This is a genomic window from Ruminococcus sp. YE71 (assembly GCF_900119155.1).
Taxonomy (GTDB): domain Bacteria; phylum Bacillota; class Clostridia; order Oscillospirales; family Ruminococcaceae; genus YE71.
The window spans coordinates 213,796-230,637 of sequence record NZ_FPIR01000006.1; the positions used below are offsets into that span (position 1 = coordinate 213,796).

Annotated in this window: 11 protein-coding genes and 1 tRNA gene; 10 read left to right on the forward strand and 2 right to left on the reverse strand. The window is 53.2% G+C overall.

The genetic code is table 11. The features are described from left to right. Positions 1-502: 502 nt before the first annotated feature. The 3 genes from BT142_RS07930 to BT142_RS07940 all read left to right on the forward strand — a co-directional run bounded on the left by BT142_RS07930 (position 503) and on the right by BT142_RS07940 (position 6,026). Positions 503-1,636: an HD-GYP domain-containing protein gene (locus BT142_RS07930; RefSeq protein WP_072417665.1), complete on the forward strand. Its 1,134-nt coding sequence runs from the start codon at positions 503-505 to the stop codon at positions 1,634-1,636. Between the two features lie 902 nt (positions 1,637-2,538). After that, complete coding sequence (locus BT142_RS07935; RefSeq protein ID WP_072417666.1) at positions 2,539-5,157, forward strand: valine--tRNA ligase; 2,619 nt, start codon at positions 2,539-2,541, stop codon at positions 5,155-5,157. A gap of 440 nt (positions 5,158-5,597) precedes the next feature. Beyond that, positions 5,598-6,026, forward strand: coding sequence for a hypothetical protein (locus BT142_RS07940; protein WP_072417667.1), 429 nt, complete (start codon positions 5,598-5,600; stop codon positions 6,024-6,026). Positions 6,027-6,120: 94 nt separating this feature from the next. Here the strand turns inward: BT142_RS07940 and BT142_RS07945 are convergent, their stop codons facing one another. Next, positions 6,121-7,236, reverse strand: a complete 1,116-nt coding sequence (locus BT142_RS07945; protein ID WP_072417668.1) for a nucleotidyltransferase domain-containing protein — start codon at positions 7,234-7,236, stop codon at positions 6,121-6,123. Between the two features lie 158 nt (positions 7,237-7,394). On the opposite strand from BT142_RS07945, the gene BT142_RS07950 reads away from it, so the two are divergent. The 7 genes from BT142_RS07950 (at position 7,395) to BT142_RS07980 (ending at position 14,546) form a co-directional block, all read left to right on the forward strand. Then, entirely contained in the window at positions 7,395-8,150 is a 756-nt protein-coding gene (locus tag BT142_RS07950) for a WecB/TagA/CpsF family glycosyltransferase (RefSeq protein ID WP_072417669.1), read from the forward strand. Then, a complete protein-coding gene (locus tag BT142_RS07955) occupies positions 8,147-9,253 on the forward strand; it encodes a glycosyltransferase family 4 protein (protein ID WP_207647522.1) in 1,107 nt (368 codons plus the stop codon). Before BT142_RS07950 ends, BT142_RS07955 begins: the two co-directional genes overlap by 4 nt. Further along, the gene (locus tag BT142_RS07960) at positions 9,250-10,458 is read left to right on the forward strand and encodes a glycosyltransferase family 4 protein (RefSeq protein ID WP_072417671.1); all 1,209 of its coding nucleotides are present in this window, start codon (positions 9,250-9,252) and stop codon (positions 10,456-10,458) included. Before BT142_RS07955 ends, BT142_RS07960 begins: the two co-directional genes overlap by 4 nt. 341 nt (positions 10,459-10,799) lie before the next feature. Further along, positions 10,800-12,014 (forward strand): O-antigen ligase family protein, encoded by a 1,215-nt coding sequence (locus tag BT142_RS07965; protein ID WP_072417672.1) that lies wholly within the window; start codon positions 10,800-10,802, stop codon positions 12,012-12,014. Beyond that, positions 12,001-12,918, forward strand: a complete 918-nt coding sequence (locus BT142_RS07970) for a glycosyltransferase family 2 protein (RefSeq protein ID WP_084659384.1) — start codon at positions 12,001-12,003, stop codon at positions 12,916-12,918. The genes BT142_RS07965 and BT142_RS07970 overlap by 14 nt, the downstream gene beginning before the upstream one ends. Beyond that, positions 12,915-14,369 carry a lipopolysaccharide biosynthesis protein gene (locus BT142_RS07975; RefSeq protein WP_072417673.1) on the forward strand — a complete coding sequence of 485 codons (1,455 nt, stop codon included), beginning with the start codon at positions 12,915-12,917 and terminating at the stop codon, positions 14,367-14,369. The genes BT142_RS07970 and BT142_RS07975 overlap by 4 nt, the downstream gene beginning before the upstream one ends. A 103-nt stretch (positions 14,370-14,472) precedes the next feature. Continuing rightward, positions 14,473-14,546 (forward strand) — tRNA-Pro (locus BT142_RS07980). A 1,911-nt stretch (positions 14,547-16,457) separates the two neighbouring features. On the opposite strand, the gene BT142_RS07985 is transcribed toward BT142_RS07980, so the two are convergent. Then, positions 16,458-16,842 (reverse strand): tyrosine-type recombinase/integrase (locus tag BT142_RS07985; RefSeq protein WP_207647523.1); only part of this gene is annotated, 385 nt, incomplete at its 5' end.

Genomic DNA, 16,842 nt, shown 5'->3' on the forward strand with positions numbered 1-16,842 from the left:
TTCCCGTCATGTGCTATAATAAATATATCCTATCGTGAGCGCTTACAGGGGAGAGTGCAGGTCTTGCCGGGGGAAACCTTTCTGAAGAAAGGTTCTCCCCCGGACCCCCTTCCAAAGACTTTTAATATGTCGGACGTTTGTTGTGATCGGAAAGATAGTCCCTTGACATTTCATGAGATGCCATCTGATGAATACGCTCAAATGATGCGTTACGCACCCTTGAACTTCTTTTTGGCAAGGGGCAAGCTACCTAAGAGTAGAATCACAAACTTCCCGACCAACACAAAGTTAGGTAGAAGCACCCAAAAGCCAAAAAGTATTAAAAGTTTTAGGAAAGGGGTTTTGGAGGATAACCCTTTTTCTAGCCGTGCGAAGCTAAGGCGGACGTGCGAAGCTAAGGCGGACGTGCGAAGCTAAGGCGGGGGTTTTCCCCCAACAAGACCCGCACTCTTGAAATAAAGAGAGCACGCTCGCGGTGAGAAAAGGTATTGGAGGGAGAAATATGGAGGAGAGCAAGCAGAAGGTCATCAAGATATGCAGGCGGCTTGCCAAGCTGCTGAAGGTCATTTCGGTGGCGATATACATTCTGATAGTGCTGCTGGTGGTGGCGATCATTTTTGCGCCGCATTATGCGGACACCCTCAACATCAGTGCGGACATCGAAGATATGCCCGGGACGATGCAATTTTTGCAGGGGGTTTCGGATGGCGCCAAGTTCAGCAAGTTAACGAAGATCATCATTTCCGAAACGTTCATGCTGCTCAGCTTATGTGTATACCAATTTTTCGTCCACATCATGATAAAGATGCTGGAAGTAGTGAGCATGGGCGATTCACCGTTCACGAAGAAGACTGCGGTCAAGCTCAGGAAAGCGTCGTGGTATTCGATAATCATCCTTTTCATGAGCAGCGCCACGTCAGCGGTAATAACGTTCATCACGCTGAGGCTTTTCGCGGCGATATTCGAGTATGGGGCGTACCTACAGGAGAAAGCCGACGAGACCAACCGCATTCAGGAAGAGATGATAGTTTCCTTTGCGGAGATAACCGAGAACAAGTCATCGCAGACGGGCAACCATGTCAAGCGTGTATCGGAATATTCCAGAATAATCGCGGAGCAGATGGGGCTTTCGGAGGAGGAATGTGAGCGGATACGGCTTGCGTCCACCATGCACGACATCGGCAAGCTGATGATACCCACGGAGATACTGGAGAAGCCTGCGCGGCTGACCGACGAGGAGTTTGCGGAGATAAAGAAGCATTCGGGGTATGGCGGCGAGCTTCTCGACCATGTTGAGGGCGACATAATGCAGCTTGCGAAGCAGATAGCGCTCGACCATCATGAGCGGCCTGACGGAAGGGGTTATCCGACGGGCAAGTTGAAGGACAGCATTTCGATCGAAGGCAGGATCGTTGCGGTAGCGGATGTTTATGATGCGTTAACGAGCAAGCGGAGTTACAAGGAGCCGTGGGATCCCGAGGTTGCGTACAATGAGATAGTAAAGAATGCGGGTTCGCAGTTTGACGAGGAAGTCATCAATGCGTTCAAGGAAGCCTATCCGAAGATAGACGAAGCGCGGAGCAATTATGCAGACGGAAAGGATCTATCGTTTATAAAGCAAAAGAGCGCAACGTAAAAAAAGCCACCGTCCCGTCCTCGCCAGAGACCTAAAAAGTTTAGGAGGGGGTCTGGGGGAGACCCTTTTCAAAGGGTCCCTCCCAGCAGGGGCTCGGGGACAGCGTCCCCGCCAAGGGAACATGGCTTTGACCCGAAAGAGAGCCATCATCCCCCCCACAAAAATAAAATCGGCATTTCCCGAAAACCCGAGGAAAAGAACTCAACATGAAAGATGAGCTCAAACATCCCTTCGAAGCGTGAAATGCCGATTTTATTTTGCCAAAAGAGCGAAGCGACTTTTGGCAAAGCCCCAAAAATCGCGCCAGCGATTTCTCCGACTTGCACAAACCGATGTAGCCTTTCTGCCTTGTCGCACCTTCGGCGCGATGGGGTGTTTCACTCGAATCGCTTGCGCTCTCTCGCGAAAATAAAATCGGCAAATCTATTGTTCTTTGAAGAAAGGCGCTGACTTTTGGGTCTCCGCCTTTTTGGATGTTTGGTTCGGGATTTGCCGATTTTATGTTGGTGGGGGGATGTTGGTGCGCTTTGGCTTCAAAACCTTATTCCTTTGGCGGGGACGCCGTCCCCGAGCCCCTGCTGGGGGACCCTTTGAAAAGGGTCTCCCCAGACCCCTCCTAAACTTTTTGAGACCCTGGCGAGGACGGGACGTTTGTAGCCGTGCATAGCTAAGGCAGGGGTCTCCCTCCCTCCTAAACTTTTTGGTCTCTGGCGAACACGGGACGGTGGCGTAAATTAACAATTTGCCTATTGACTTTTTAAGGGTTTTGTGAGATAATATATTATATATGCTATATGGAAGTGAAAAGTATGGATACCAAAAGCATTATCCTCGGGATGGATACGCGAGTCTGCGATATCTCCTGCTCATAACGTATCTGTAACACGAAAGGAAGATAAAAAGTGAAAAGAGAACTCGAAAAGCTCTATAAACCCTCGGACTTTGAAGATAGGATCTACGATATGTGGGTCGAAAACCGCTGCTTCCACGCAGAGATCGACCACGAAAAAATTCCCTATACTATCGTTATCCCACCCCCGAATATAACAGGTCAGCTCCATATGGGCCACGCTCTCGATAATACTTTGCAGGATATTCTTATCCGCTGGAAAAGAATGAGCGGCTACTGCACCCTCTGGCTCCCCGGTACCGATCACGCTTCTATCGCTACCGAGGCTAAGATCGTTGAGGCTATGCGTAAGGAAGGTATCACTAAGGACGATATCGGCAGAGATAAGTTCCTTGAACGCGCATGGGATTGGAAAAAACAGTACGGCGGCCGTATCGTTTCTCAGCTTAAAAAACTTGGCTCGTCCTGCGACTGGGAACGCGAACGCTTCACTATGGATGAGGGCTGCTCTAAGGCTGTTAAGGAAGTCTTCATCAGCTACTACGAGAAAGGCCTTATCTACCGCGGTGAACGTATCATCAACTGGTGCCCCCACTGCCTGACTTCTATCTCCAACGCTGAGGTAAACTATGAGAATCAGGCAGGCAGCTTCTGGCACCTGAGATACCCCCTCAAGGATGGCTCGGGTTACGTTGAACTCGCTACTACCCGTCCCGAAACTCTCCTCGGTGATACCGCCGTTGCAGTTAACCCCAAGGACGAACGCTATAAAGATATCGTTGGCAAGACCCTTATCCTGCCCCTCGTAGGCAGAGAGATACCCGTCGTTGCCGATAACTACGTTGCTATGGACTTCGGTACGGGCGTTGTTAAGATCACACCCGCACACGACCCCAACGACTTCGAGGTAGGACGCAGACACGACCTGCCCGTTATCAACGTTCTTACCGAGGACGCAAAGATCGTTGACGATTACCCCGCATACGCAGGCATGGACAGATACGAGGCAAGAAAGAAGATCGTTGCCGACCTCGAAGCAGGCGGCTTCCTCGTAAAGATCGAAGAGCATGAGCATAATGTTGGTACCTGCTACCGCTGCGGCACTACCGTTGAGCCGAGAGTTTCGCTCCAGTGGTTCGTTAAGATGGAAGAGCTCGCAAAGCCTGCTATCAAGGCTGTTGAGGACGGCAAGATCAGGTTCGTGCCCGACCGCTTCTCTAAGAACTACTTCAACTGGATGAACGACATCCGCGACTGGTGCATCTCCCGTCAGCTGTGGTGGGGTCACCGCATCCCCGCATTCTACTGCGACGACTGCGGCGAGATGGTAGTTACCAAGGAGAGCAGCGCAGTTTGCCCCAAGTGCGGCAAGCCCATGAGACAGGATCCCGACACCCTCGACACATGGTTCAGCTCGGCACTGTGGCCCTTCTCGACTCTGGGCTGGCCCGACAAAACCGAAGAGCTTGACTACTTCTACCCGACAAACACCCTCGTTACGGGCTACGACATCATCACCTTCTGGGTTTCGAGAATGATCGTTGCGGGTATGGAATACATGAAGGAAAAGCCGTTTGAGACGGTACTCATCCACGGACTCGTTCGTGACGAACAGGGCAGAAAGATGTCCAAGTCCCTCGGAAACGGCATCGACCCGCTGGAGGTCATCGCAAACTACGGCGCAGACGCTCTGAGATTCATGCTGGCTACTGGCAACGCTCCCGGAAACGATATGCGCTACATGGACAGCAAGGTAGTCGCTTCGAGAAACTTCGCGAACAAACTGTGGAACGCGGCACGCTTCATCATGATGAACCTGCCCGACGATTTCACCGCCGACACCCTGCCCGAGGATATGTCTGTTGAGGACAAGTGGATCGTATCCAAGTTCAACACCCTCTGCAAGGAGATCGACACCAACCTCACCTCCTTCGAGCTGGGCGTTGCGGTAGCTAAGCTCTACGACTTCATCTGGGACGTTTACTGTGACTGGTATATCGAGCTGACAAAGCCGAGGATCGCCGCAGGCGGAGACACCGCCAAGAGCGCTCAGACCGTCCTCGTTTGGGTAATGAAGGGTATGCTGAAGCTCCTGCATCCGTTCATGCCGTACATCACTGAGGAGATCTGGCAGGTACTGACCGACGGCGCTTCGATACTCATGCTGGAGAAGTACCCGACCTTCGACGAGAGCCTCAGCTTCGCACAGGAAGAAGCAGACTTCGGAAAGATCATCGCGGCTATCAAGGCTGTAAGAAACATCCGCAGCGAGATGAACGTGGCTCCGTCCGTTAAGGCGAAGCTCGCCATCGAGACCGCCGAGAAGGACGTGTTCGCTAAGGGCGAGATCTTCTTCGAGAGACTTGCATCCGCAAGCAGCATCGAGATCGCCGACAAGATCGAACTCCCCGACAGCGTTACCGTCGTTACCGACGCGGCGCGTATCTTCATCCCGCTCTCCGACATCGTTGACAGTGACAAGGAGCGCGAGCGCCTGAACAAGGAGAAGCAGAAGGTACAGAAGGACATCGACTTCCTCTCGGGCAAGCTCTCGAATCAGGGCTTCCTCGCGAAGGCTCCCGAACAGCTCATCAACGCTCAGAAGGAGAAGCTCGCTAAGGCTCAGGAGAAGATGGCTAAGATCGAGCAGTCGCTGGCGGCGCTCAAGTAAGCCGAGAAAATAACAAAGTACAGAGGTCATTCCTATTCGGGAATGGCCTCTTTTTTGCTGTAAAATATGTGCGTGAACAGGCGCTGATAACAGTTAATATAAATTATCTGTTAATCTTTTGGCTACTTTTAACGAAATGACGTTTAGTTCCGAAAACGTTTTAATATACGGTTTAACATATATTTTCGTAGGTTTCAAGTCGCTTCGATACAAAAACGCGAAAAGTGCGCAACTGTTTGCTCACGCGGTTTTTCAAGGCTGAAAACGATTACACGTTAGTTAGAGATTTAACAAAGAGTGACATTTGTCATCGCAAAAAGTGACAAATGTCATCACGAAAATGACAAATATCATCTTGATTATTTTCGTTAAATGAGTTATAATAATAACAGAAAAACAAAAGACCAAACAACAACAGTCAGAAAAGGAGGTCGTACATTATGATGGATAAATGCTGTGCAACCGCTATCAGGATCTCTACAGGGATCATCGCACTCTGCGGCTCTGCGATATCTTTTCTCCTCGCATATGACACATATAACTCAGGTACGTCTCTGTCGGCATGGAAAGGTCTTGCAGGCAACGACAAAGTGCTGTATATCAAGCTGCTGATCCTCGGAGGATTGGCGCTGGCATACGGAATTACAAGTATACTGCACCGCGGTTCAAGGCTCGGTGCGCTTATCCCCTCCCTGATCGGACTTCTCGCGATGTCCGTAAGCGCAGTGAGCCTTAATGAACTGCTGGCATTCTTCTTTGCATCAGCTGTACTGACAGTGCTTTCGATAGCATCGTTCTTTGAACGCGAAAAAACTGTGGTGCGCTGGGAAAAAGTACCGTCCGTTTCCGCATCCGATTTCTACTTCTGATCGGATGCCCGCGGACCCCTTAACCAAGAACTACCGTAGAAACCACTTCTCTATTCAAGAAACACTCTCCGCCCGAAAACGGAGAGTGTTTCTTTTATCTGTGCCGAAGCAGCGACTTTATGTTCATTTTCAGGAGCTGCGGGTCGCCTGCGGTCTTGTCGAAGAGCCGCCGCAGCCTTATCACGGGCAGCAGATACGGCTTATCCTCAAGCACGGGATAGTCGTAAACTATCCTGTCGGCAGGGATGAACAGCTCGTACAGCAGATAGCCGAGCCTGCCTTTTTCCGCAAGCTTTCGGTCGAGGGCGTTCTGCCTGCTGCCGTAGACGCCGCTGCTCAGCACGAACTCCTCCATGCTGCCGAGACTGCCGTCGGGCTCCGCTTCGCCGAACCACTGCTCCGACAGCCGCAGCATATCGCGGCAGAGCGAAACGTTCTCCGACCTCATCAGCTTTCCGAGCACCCCCGTGTCGATGAGGCTCCCATACCCGCGGCTGATGAGCTGCATATCCATAAAATGCTTGATGCCCGTGCCCGCTTCGAGGTAGTGCTTCGCGGCGTGAGCCAGCACGTAGCCGAAAAAGAAGTTCGCCGACATCTCGTACACGCCGCCGCCCGTGTGCCTGCTGTGCTGCCACGGGTCGCCGAAATGCCTGCCCGACAGCCCCTCCATCTCGCTTTCCGAGAAGAGCGAACGGTGTATCTCGACGCTCATCAGCGGCTCTTTGTGGTACACGTCCTCGCTGCCTGCCCCGAAACTTTCGGCTGTGTAGCCGAGCGAGAGCATTATCCCGCGGACGGTGTCGGCGTTCTCCGCGTCGATAAGCAGGTCGATGTCCGACATCATGCGCATATAAGACTTCGGGTAGAGGGACTTTATGAGTATGCCTTTCAGGGGCAGCATACGCACTCCCCTTTCCGCGAACGCGCGGCAGATCGCCGAATACTCGCTGCGCTGTATCACGTCGCGGCAGAATTCCTTGTCGCGCTGCTCACGCCACTGCCCGAGCAGTTCCTCTGACGGCTTCACCGAGAGCTTTTCCACCGCGGCAAAACTCATGGCGCCGACGTTGTGCTTCTGTGCAAGCTCATACACCTTCTCAAAGCTCATCCCGTCGGGCAGTTCCGAGGGCTTCGAGCCGTTTATCACACAGGCAAGCAGATGCAGGAGATACCTTCCCTCGTCCGCCGCCGTTTCCTTGCTGTACAATTCGTTTTTCCTCCGTAAATTTAATTTGGAATGATAATATTTTACATTAAAAAACAGCACTTGTCAACCTTGACATTCAGCGCTTTCGGTGGTATAATAAAATTTGTATGACCTTTTCAAAACGACCGTACCTACGGGCAGAGAGGAAGCATCCACAGATGGCAAGGATCAAATTCATGAACACATATATCGACAACTTCACCATGAGGGAAGCTGTCAGAGAGATCGACAGGCTGATAAGGCTCGGGAAACCGTCTATCGTGGTCACCCCGAACGTTGACACCGTCGTCAAGCTCGAACAGGGCGGCGAACTTGCGGAAGTCTACCGTCAGGCCGATCTTATCCTCTGCGACGGTATGCCGATGGTATGGCTCTCGAAGCTGTACGACACGCCTATCAAGCAGAAGATATCGGGCAGCGACCTGTTCCCGAGACTGTGTGCTCTCGCCGCAAAGCGCGGCTACAGGATGTTCTTCCTCGGCGCGGAAAAAGGGGTCGCGGACATCGCCGCCGCAAGGCTGAAAAAGCGTTTCGCGGGGCTGGACATCTGCGGCACTTACTCGCCGCCCGTGGGATTTGAAAAGGACGAAAACGAACTTGAAAAGATAAGACAGCAGATAAAGGACGCTCGCCCCGACATCCTCATCCTCGCCTTCGGAGTGCCGAAGCAGGAGCTGTTCATGATGCACGAACGCTACAGGCTCGGAGTGCCCGTGTCACTGGGTCTGGGCGCGACCCTCGACTTCGAGGCGGGAAAGATAAAACGCGCCCCGAAATGGATGAGCGAACACGGCCTTGAATGGGCGTTCCGCATCACGCAGGACCCGAAACGCCTTGCAAAACGTTATCTGGTGGACGATATGAAGATATTCTCGCTCGCGGTAAAGTACCACCCGAAGAACAGGAGAAAATGATGACCATCTTGTTTGACCTCACCGCCGTGTACGACCATCTGACGGGCATCGAACGGTATGCGATAAACACCGCGAAATACATCATAGCGGCTAACCCCGAAAACAGCTACATACTGCTTTTCAAAAACGAGATACACCCGTCGCTGGCGAAGGAATCCGCACTTCCGAACGTCAGGGTGCAGGTCATCGGCGGATGTAACAAGCTGCTGTTCAACCAGCTGGTGCTGCCGATGAAGCTGCGCTCCTGCCGCGCCGACAGATACTTCTTCCCCTGCTTTCAGAGCCCCCTGCTCTTCCGCAGGAAGGGCATCGTGAACACCATCCACGACCTGGCGGTCTGGGACTGCCCCGAGACCATCAAGCCGATAATGGTACCCTACCACCGCCTGAGCTACCTGAACGCGGCACGGGTCAGCAGGAGCATCATGACCGTCTCGTATTTCAGCAAGGGGCGCATCTGCAAGAAACTGCACGTTGACGAGCGAAGGGTGGGAGTATCCTTCAGCGGCGTTTCAGAGCAGTTTCTGGAGCCCGACGTCAGCGCGGAAAAACTCGCTTACGTGAGGAAGAAATACTCGCTGCCGAAGAAATACCTGCTCTGCCTTTCCACCGTAGAGCCGCGTAAGAACATGAGCCTGCTGATAAAAGCCGTGGCGGAGCTGAGAAAAGAGGGCAAACTCGACGCAGAGCTTGTACTGGCAGGACGCAGCGGCTGGAAAACAAAGCAGGCGCTCGGCAGTCTGAGCAGCTGCACTCACCTTACGGGCTTCATCGACGACTGCGACCTGCCTGCGGTCTACCGCGGCGCGGAAGCATTTGTGTTCCCGTCGCTGTATGAGGGCTTCGGGCTTCCCGTTGTCGAGGCGATGGCCTGCGGCACACCCGTCATCAGCTCGGACGCGGCTTCCCTGCCCGAGGCGGCAGGCGATTCGGGGCTGCTGTTCGAGAGCGGTTCGGTATCGTCCCTTAAATGCGCCATACTAAAGCTGCTCGCCATGCCCGAGGACGAACGTGAAAAACTCCGCAGCCGCGCCCACAGGCACGCACAGAAGTTCGCGTGGGAGACGGTCGCCGAGCGCGTATACCACAGGATATGCAAATGAAAATGAGGATACTTATCGTAAACACCTGCTACTATCCCGACGTTCAGGGCGGCGCGGAATACAGCGTGAAAAAGCTCGCAGAACAGCTCGTTTCCGAGGGGCACAGGGTGCTCGTGCTCTGCTCCGACAGCCGCACCGTCACCGAAACTGTGAACGGCGTGAGAGTGCATCGGCACAGGTTCCATTCGGTGTATCACCGTCTCGGGAACGACAGCCGCAGCTTCGCGGAGAAGCTCGGCAGACACGCCCTCGACACCTGCAACCCCCTCAACGCTCACGCCCTTGAACAGATCATCGGGCATTTCCGCCCCGATGTCATACACACGAACAATCTTTACGAGATAACCCCGCAGATATGGCTGACCGCAAAAAAGTTCGGTGTGCCCGTTGTACACACCCTGCGCGACTACGCCCTGCTCTGCCCGAGGACTACCCTCACCCACGCCGACGGCTCCCCATGCGGAAAGCCGAACCCCGTCTGCGCCGCTCACCGCGCTGCCTGCAAAGCGGCTTCGGCGGCAGTCATGGCGGTAACAGCGCCGTCGGAGATGATGCTGGAGCGGTTTGCTGAGGAAGGTTTCTTCCCGAAGGCTTCAAAGCAGACGGTCCCGAACGCCGCCGACTTCGACCCCGAAACGGTCGCTCGGCTCTGCCGCGAAAAGCGGACGGGCGAGACCGTGACTTTCGTTTTTCTCGGGACGCTTTCGGAGCACAAGGGAGTCAGGGTGCTTCTCGACGCTTTCGGGCTGTTCGGCAAGTCAGACCCGAGCGTTCGGCTCGTCATCGCAGGCAAGGGCGAGCTTGAGGACATGGTGAAAACTGCGGCGGCGCACGACAGCCGCATTACCTACGCAGGCTTTCTGAACGAGACCGAGGTCGGCGAACTGCTTGTCGGCTGCGACGTTCTGGTCTGTCCGTCGGTATGGAACGAGCCTTTCGGCAGAGTCGTGCTGGACGCGTACAAGCACGGCCTGCCCGTTATCGCATCCCGCGCAGGCGCCCTGCCAGAGACCGTCACCGACGGCGTCACAGGCGTCCTCGTCCCCCAAAGCGACACCGCCGCACTCCACCGCGCCATGAACCGCATGACCGACCACTCCCTGCTCGAAAAAATGCGTACCGCCATCCCCGAAAAACTCGCACCCTACAGCCTCAGTTCGCAGTCACGCTGTTTTACTTCCATATATCTGCGGGTTTTAACTTGAGGAGAACCTCTGCCTTAGCTTCGCACGGCTTGAAGAAAGGTTCTCCCCCAGCCCCACTTCCAAAGACTTTTAATATTGGTGACGTTTGATTTGTAGGGAAATATAGATTTTCACCGCTTTATGAGGCGCAGACCACCATCGAACGTCTTTTTGGCAAGGGGCAAGCCATTAAAGAAAAGAACTACAAACTTCCCGACCAATACAAAATCAGAAAGAAGCACCCACAAGCCAAAAAGCATTAAAAATTTTAGGAAGGGGGTTTGGGGGAGAACCCTTTTTTAAAAGGGTTTCCCCCAAGACAACTCTCCCCCCAAAAAAGCACAAAAACGGAGGTGAAGTCCATGACGGCTGCGCTGAAGGACAAGTCCGAGGAGGGCTTCGTGCTGCGTCCGTTCTATCTTTTGCCGATACTTTTCCTGATACCTGAGTTTCTGAACTACCGTGAGGATCTGTCGGCCGTACTGAGTGTATGGCGCATTGCGCAGCTTGGCGCGGCGGCTGTACTTACAGCAGACCACATCCTGCACAGGGAAAAGCATCTGATAACCAACCTTGTATTCCTGCTGTACGGGCTGATGACCTTTTCAGCCTATGTCAACGGCGGAATCGAGTCGATAAAGAGCCTGTTCTGGCTGACCGTCTGCGGCATCGGCACGGTCATGTACGTCACGCGGGCTGCCGAGCGTTCACTCGACCGATTCATCGCGTACACGAGAGCGATACTCTTCGGGTACGTCTTTGCGAACCTTGCGGTCATGATATTCTGCCGCGGCGGCATCGCATCGGGACGAATAGGTCAGACCATATGGCTGCTCGGCGGCAAAAACGTCATACTGCCCTACCTCATCCTCGCGGAGACGGCGCAGCTGCTGTACCTCGGTAGAAAGGGCGAACCGCTGATATGCCCCTCGACGCTGCTGCTCATCACGGCAGGCATCATAACCTCGCTCATCGCGGAGTCGTCCACCACGATGCTCGTGATGTTCCTGACCATCGCAGGCTTCGGGGTGGATGCGATGATCAAGAGCCGCGTTGTAAAACAATGGCTTACCGACCGCAAACTGTTCGTTTCGCTGGTGCTGATATTCCTGTTCATCATCTTTTTCAGTCAGGGCAGCTTCATCACCGAAATGGTGGCGTCGATACTGAACCGCACCCCGAATTTCAACGGCAGAACGGAGCTCTGGGCCGAGGCCATGAGGATGATACGCGAGTCGCCCGTGTTCGGCGTGGGAACGTCCCTCGTTCTGGACGTTGGCTGGCGCGACAACATGACCCACGCTCACGACCTGTACCTGAACATCGCCGTAAAGTACGGCATACCGTCGCTTCTGGTGCTGACGCTCATCATCTACCTCGTGTATTTCATGAACAACCGCCGTCTGCCTGCGCTGACGGTATACGTCATGTCGCTGTACCTGTTCGCGTCGATAGTCGAGGTCTATCCGCTCAGCCTGCTGATGCTGCTCATCTTCATGGTGAACCGCTCGGCGGTAGTCAGCGGATACAGCAAGGAAACCACTGAAACAGGAGGAAAAGCAGATGCCGCAGCATGAGCTTATCCGCAGGATACAAAAGCGGCTGTACGATCAAGACAAGCCCCATCCGCCCGAGGAGACCGCTCTGCGCATCAGAGGACTCGAAGCCGAGCGCGGCTCATACGCGCTGAACAGTCAGCCGCGGGAGAAGAAGATAACCGTCTCGCTGACAAGTTTTCCACCGCGGTATGAGGGTCTGCATACGGTGATAAAAAGTCTGCTGACCCAGACGGTGCGCCCCGACAGGATAGCGCTCTACTACGACGAGACAGACGCGGAAGTGCCGTTTCCCGACACGCTGACGGAGCTTTCCGCATACGGTGTGGAGTTCTGCCGCCGCGATACTCCCGACGGCTGCAAGCCCCTCAGACCTCACAAGAAATATCTCTACGCCATGCAGGAGCATCCCGACGACCTCATCATCACCGTGGATGACGACAGCATCTATCCCCCCGACCTTATCGAAAAGCTGACGGCGGCTCACAAACGGCATCCCCGCTGCGTCGTCGCCGCACGGGCACACCTCATGCGCTTCGAGAACGGCAGGATAGCACCCTACGACAGCTTCGGCTGGTGCCTGACAAAAGAGGACGCGCCTTCGATGAGATACATCCCTACGGGGGTGGGCGGCGTGCTGTATCCGCCAGAATGTATGGACAGCCGCCTGTTCGACACGGCGCTCATCTGCAAGCTCTGCCCCGACGCCGACGACCTGTGGCTGAAAACCATGCAGGTGCTTGCAGGCACGAAAGTAACTGTCTGCGACAGGAGCGTTGCGAAACGCATTCTCCCCGTCCCCGACAGTCAGACCGAGTCGCTCAACTCGCAGAACGTCCTCGCGCACAGGAACGATGAATACCTCAGTGCGCTGTGCAGGGCTTTCTCGCTGACCGAGGCGGACTTCACGGGAGACGGCGCATGAAAAAACAAGGATTTCTCTCACACTTCGCGGTCATCGGTGCAGGCACCTTCATCAACCTGCTGCTCGGACTGTTCACGACCCCGATAATCACACGTCTCGTTGACCCCGACGAATACGGTCAGCTGTCGGTGTTCACCATGTACTCGGGCATAGCGCTGATGGTGCTGTGCGCGGGTCTCGACCAGTCGCTCGTGAGATTCTACTACGACAGCGACTCGGAAAACTACCGCAGAGGTCTGCTCTTCCGCTGCATACGCCTGCCGCTGATACTGACAGCTGTGGTCAGCGCGGCGGTCATCACACTGGCGTACACGGGCGCGGTGAAGTTCGAGTTCGAGCCTGTCATAATGGTGCTGCTCTGCGTGTTCACGGCTTTGCAGCTGGTCTACCGATTCAGCCTGCTGACCGTGCGACTCGAATACAAGTCGAAGCTCTACTCGGCGCTGAACATCCTGCACAAGCTCGCCTACATCGTGACGGTGCTGCCGATGATATTCCTCATCCGCAGTCACTACCTTCTGCTTCTGGTGTCGGCGACCGCCGCCGCTGAACTCATCTGCGTCATCGTGAGCGTCGTTTCGCGCCGAAACATCTGGAACGCCGCCGCCCTCAGGAAAAACGACTGCACCGTGCCCTTTTCCGCACTGGTGCGATACGGTGCGCCGTACATCATCACCCTCGGCGTGACGACCCTCTTTCAGGCGATAGACAAGCTGTCGCTGAACCACTTTTGCAGCTATTCCGAGGTCGGGGTCTACTCGTCGGCGATGAGTCTCGTACACATCTTCGGTATCATCCAGACCACCTTCACGGCGCTGTGGATGCCGATGGCGGTGGAACATTTCACCAGCTCCCCCGACGACAAGGAATTTTTCCGCAAGGGCAACCGCATGATAACCGCCGCGATGATGTTCTGCGGCATCAGCCTGATACTCTTCAAAGATCTTTTCGCGGTACTGCTGGGCTCGAAATACCGCGAGGCGGCGTACATCCTGCCGTTTCTCATCTTCGACCCGATAATGTACACCGTCTCAGAGACCACCGTCGGCGGACTGGTCTTCATGAAACGGAGCGAATTGCAGGTCTTCACCGCGCTGGGCGCCTGCATCACGAACATCATCGGCAACATCATCCTCGTCCCCATGCTGGGATGCAGGGGCGCTGCCATCTCCACGGGGCTTTCGTACATCGTGTTCTTCACCCTGCGCACCGTCCTCGCGAACCACTGCTATCCCATCGACTTCGGTCTGCCGCGGTTCTACCTGATGACGCTGATACTCTCGGGCTGTGCCGCGTATAACACCTTCGTGAGATTCAACCTCTTCTCGGTAGCAGTGGCGCTCATCTGCTACGCGGCGCTGTTCTTCCTCTACCGCGATACGATAGCCGAGTGCAAGAATTACGCCCTCAGCGCCGTCAGAAACTTTCTGAATAAGAAAAACGGCGGATAAGATTATTAACTTACTGTTAATCTTAGCAAAACGCTCTTGACTACAGGAGCGTTTTGTGATATAATAGTTGTTGCGATGAAGGTCGCAGTCACAAAAGTGTGATCGAGGTGTGGCTCAGTTTGGTAGAGCGCTTCGTTCGGGACGAAGAGGCCGTGGGTTCGAATCCCGTCACCTCGACTATAAAGCCCTTGTCGGCTAAGATAAACACACATTATGCGCTTATCTCAACCGACAAAGCGGTTGATTTATTCAAAAGGCTTTCGCCTTATATCGCAAATTTAAGTCAGCTTGAATTCTGCGGGTACATACTGCACTCTATTGTGAGCAGACTGGAAAACAATCTTATATGTACCGTAGCTTTGCATGGCACTCTCGGTGTTTGTGAGCTGTTATGCTCCGTGTGCAGGCTCATAGGCGGCTTACCGTCACAAAGCGACACCGATGGTGCCCCACGACAAGAAACAGCGCGCTGCTGAATAAGCTGTGCGCTCACAGCTGTTCATACGCTTTGTATGTTTGTTTCTCTAATCGAGCAGATAAGCGTTGACAGACTGCATATCATGGCGCAGGCTGCTGTGCGTCTTGCGAGGACGCATTAAAGTTATACATCTTTTAGATCACTCCCTTGACATCAGGCGATCATCATTCACCGGGAAACGGACACTCTCATTCTTCATAGTCCGTGAATCAAGCCATTCAGTTGTCAAGTTGCTTTCACTAAAAAATCAAAGACCTTTCAGCGAATGTTCGCAGAAAGGTCTTGACAAAATCTATGATTAATGCTATACTTAGAGTAAGGCATAATCATCAAAACTAAGTCCAGACGATGCGCGAACATCGCTTTGGGTTACGAGCTGTTCGGTGTTGGTAGCACCGTTCAGCTTGTTTTGCTTTTTAGTTGATAGTATTATTATACCATATCTCCGAGTAATTGTCAAGTATTTTGACTATATTTCTCAAAAAAAGTTGTTGTCATTTTAACGATTTAAAGTGTATCACTTTATGCAATATACCGAACTTATGTTCTGCCATGTGTCATACTCTGCCATGTGGCAGATTTTTTCTTATAAAAGAGAAAAAAACTCCCTTGCCACGAAGGGCAAGAGAGGTTTGTTTTGCATATTTACGTCTTGATGACCTTTCAAGAGAAACGAAGTTCAGATGAATATGCTCCAAAAATTAGTCATTGCCTTTCTCTTTGATAAGCTCGTTGTTTAAGAACATTGTTCCTTTCTCGGATTTCTTCATTTATGCGAACAAAAGCCGAGCGCCTGACATCGCAAACGAAAGTCAGCGCGAAGTAGCCCGCGACAAAAGGCACCCCATGCTCAACACACTGCAAAACAAACCTACAGGGACCGAACCGATCAAGCGCACGCACCCTGGCAGTAAACCAATACGCCCACGCCGCACGCCAATAGGCGACACACCCTCACAAAGCCAAACCGATAGAACCCCACGACAAGAAACAGCACGCCGCGCAACAAGACGTACCCACACACCGAAAAATACGCTCTCCATGCTCGTCAAGATAATACACCAGACAACCCTTGACAGACCACATACCATAACGCAGGATGCTCCGCATAGTGCCAAGAAGAAGAAAAGAAAGACATCCATCACATCAATCACGCAACATCAAACCAACACAAATCACCGGGAAACGCACAATCTCAACAAAAACACGAACGAAAGCAAGCCACTCAGCTCGCAACAAGCCATCACGAAAAAAACAAACAAATTCCAGCCAAAACTCGCAAAAAGGACTTGACAAAATCTATGAAAAAGCCTACAACAAGAGTAACCCATAAGAATAAAAACTAAGACCAGACGAACAAACAAACAGCGCAGAAAACAAAAAGCCACCCCGAGGTGACAAGCCGGACACCAAGCCCGGCTCGTTAGCTGACAGAATAACAAAACCACAACACGCAGCAACAGCCAAGGAGCTTAACCAGATTGATCAAAAAAAGAACTGAACACTAAAACGATATAAAGCCAATAAACATATGCAATACACCGAACCAAACGAAAAACAAGCGACACACTCAGACAACTCCCAGAAGCGTTCTATGAAGACAGCATGAATTACATTCCAAGCAGTTCTCTGAGCTGTTTAATGTCACGGTGTCCATAAACACGGCTGAGCATATCAAGGTCGCTCCACCCCATTTGCGCGGCTATCGCTGTCGGCGATCTTCCCTCGTTGAGCCAAATCGAAGCCCTTGTGTGGCGCAGACAATGCGGCGTTAATACAGGAATGATGATTCCCTTTTCGGCATAGTAGTCACTCATCTGCTCCATGAACGGCTTGTATCGGCGCTTGCTCCAGTTGCTCGGAGACTGACAATTGCCGTATTTGTTCACGATAAGGAACTCGGTTGCAACTATCGTTCCCGGTCTGCGTTTGTGCTTGTTCGCGCCGACCGTGATGAATCGCGGAAGTTTGGCGATCATCAGCGCCGTATCCTCG

Bases quoted from the DNA above. Each gene is read 5' to 3' on its own strand.
- BT142_RS07930 (WP_072417665.1), top strand. From the start codon at position 503: ATGGAGGAGAGCAAGCAGAAGGTCATCAAGATATGCAGGCGGCTTGCC.
- BT142_RS07940 (WP_072417667.1), top strand. From the start codon at position 5,598: ATGATGGATAAATGCTGTGCAACCGCTATCAGGATCTCTACAGGGATC.
- BT142_RS07950 (WP_072417669.1), top strand. From the start codon at position 7,395: ATGGCAAGGATCAAATTCATGAACACATATATCGACAACTTCACCATG.
- BT142_RS07955 (WP_207647522.1), top strand. From the start codon at position 8,147: ATGATGACCATCTTGTTTGACCTCACCGCCGTGTACGACCATCTGACG.
- BT142_RS07960 (WP_072417671.1), top strand. From the start codon at position 9,250: ATGAAAATGAGGATACTTATCGTAAACACCTGCTACTATCCCGACGTT.
- BT142_RS07965 (WP_072417672.1), top strand. From the start codon at position 10,800: ATGACGGCTGCGCTGAAGGACAAGTCCGAGGAGGGCTTCGTGCTGCGT.
- BT142_RS07970 (WP_084659384.1), top strand. From the start codon at position 12,001: ATGCCGCAGCATGAGCTTATCCGCAGGATACAAAAGCGGCTGTACGAT.
- BT142_RS07975 (WP_072417673.1), top strand. From the start codon at position 12,915: ATGAAAAAACAAGGATTTCTCTCACACTTCGCGGTCATCGGTGCAGGC.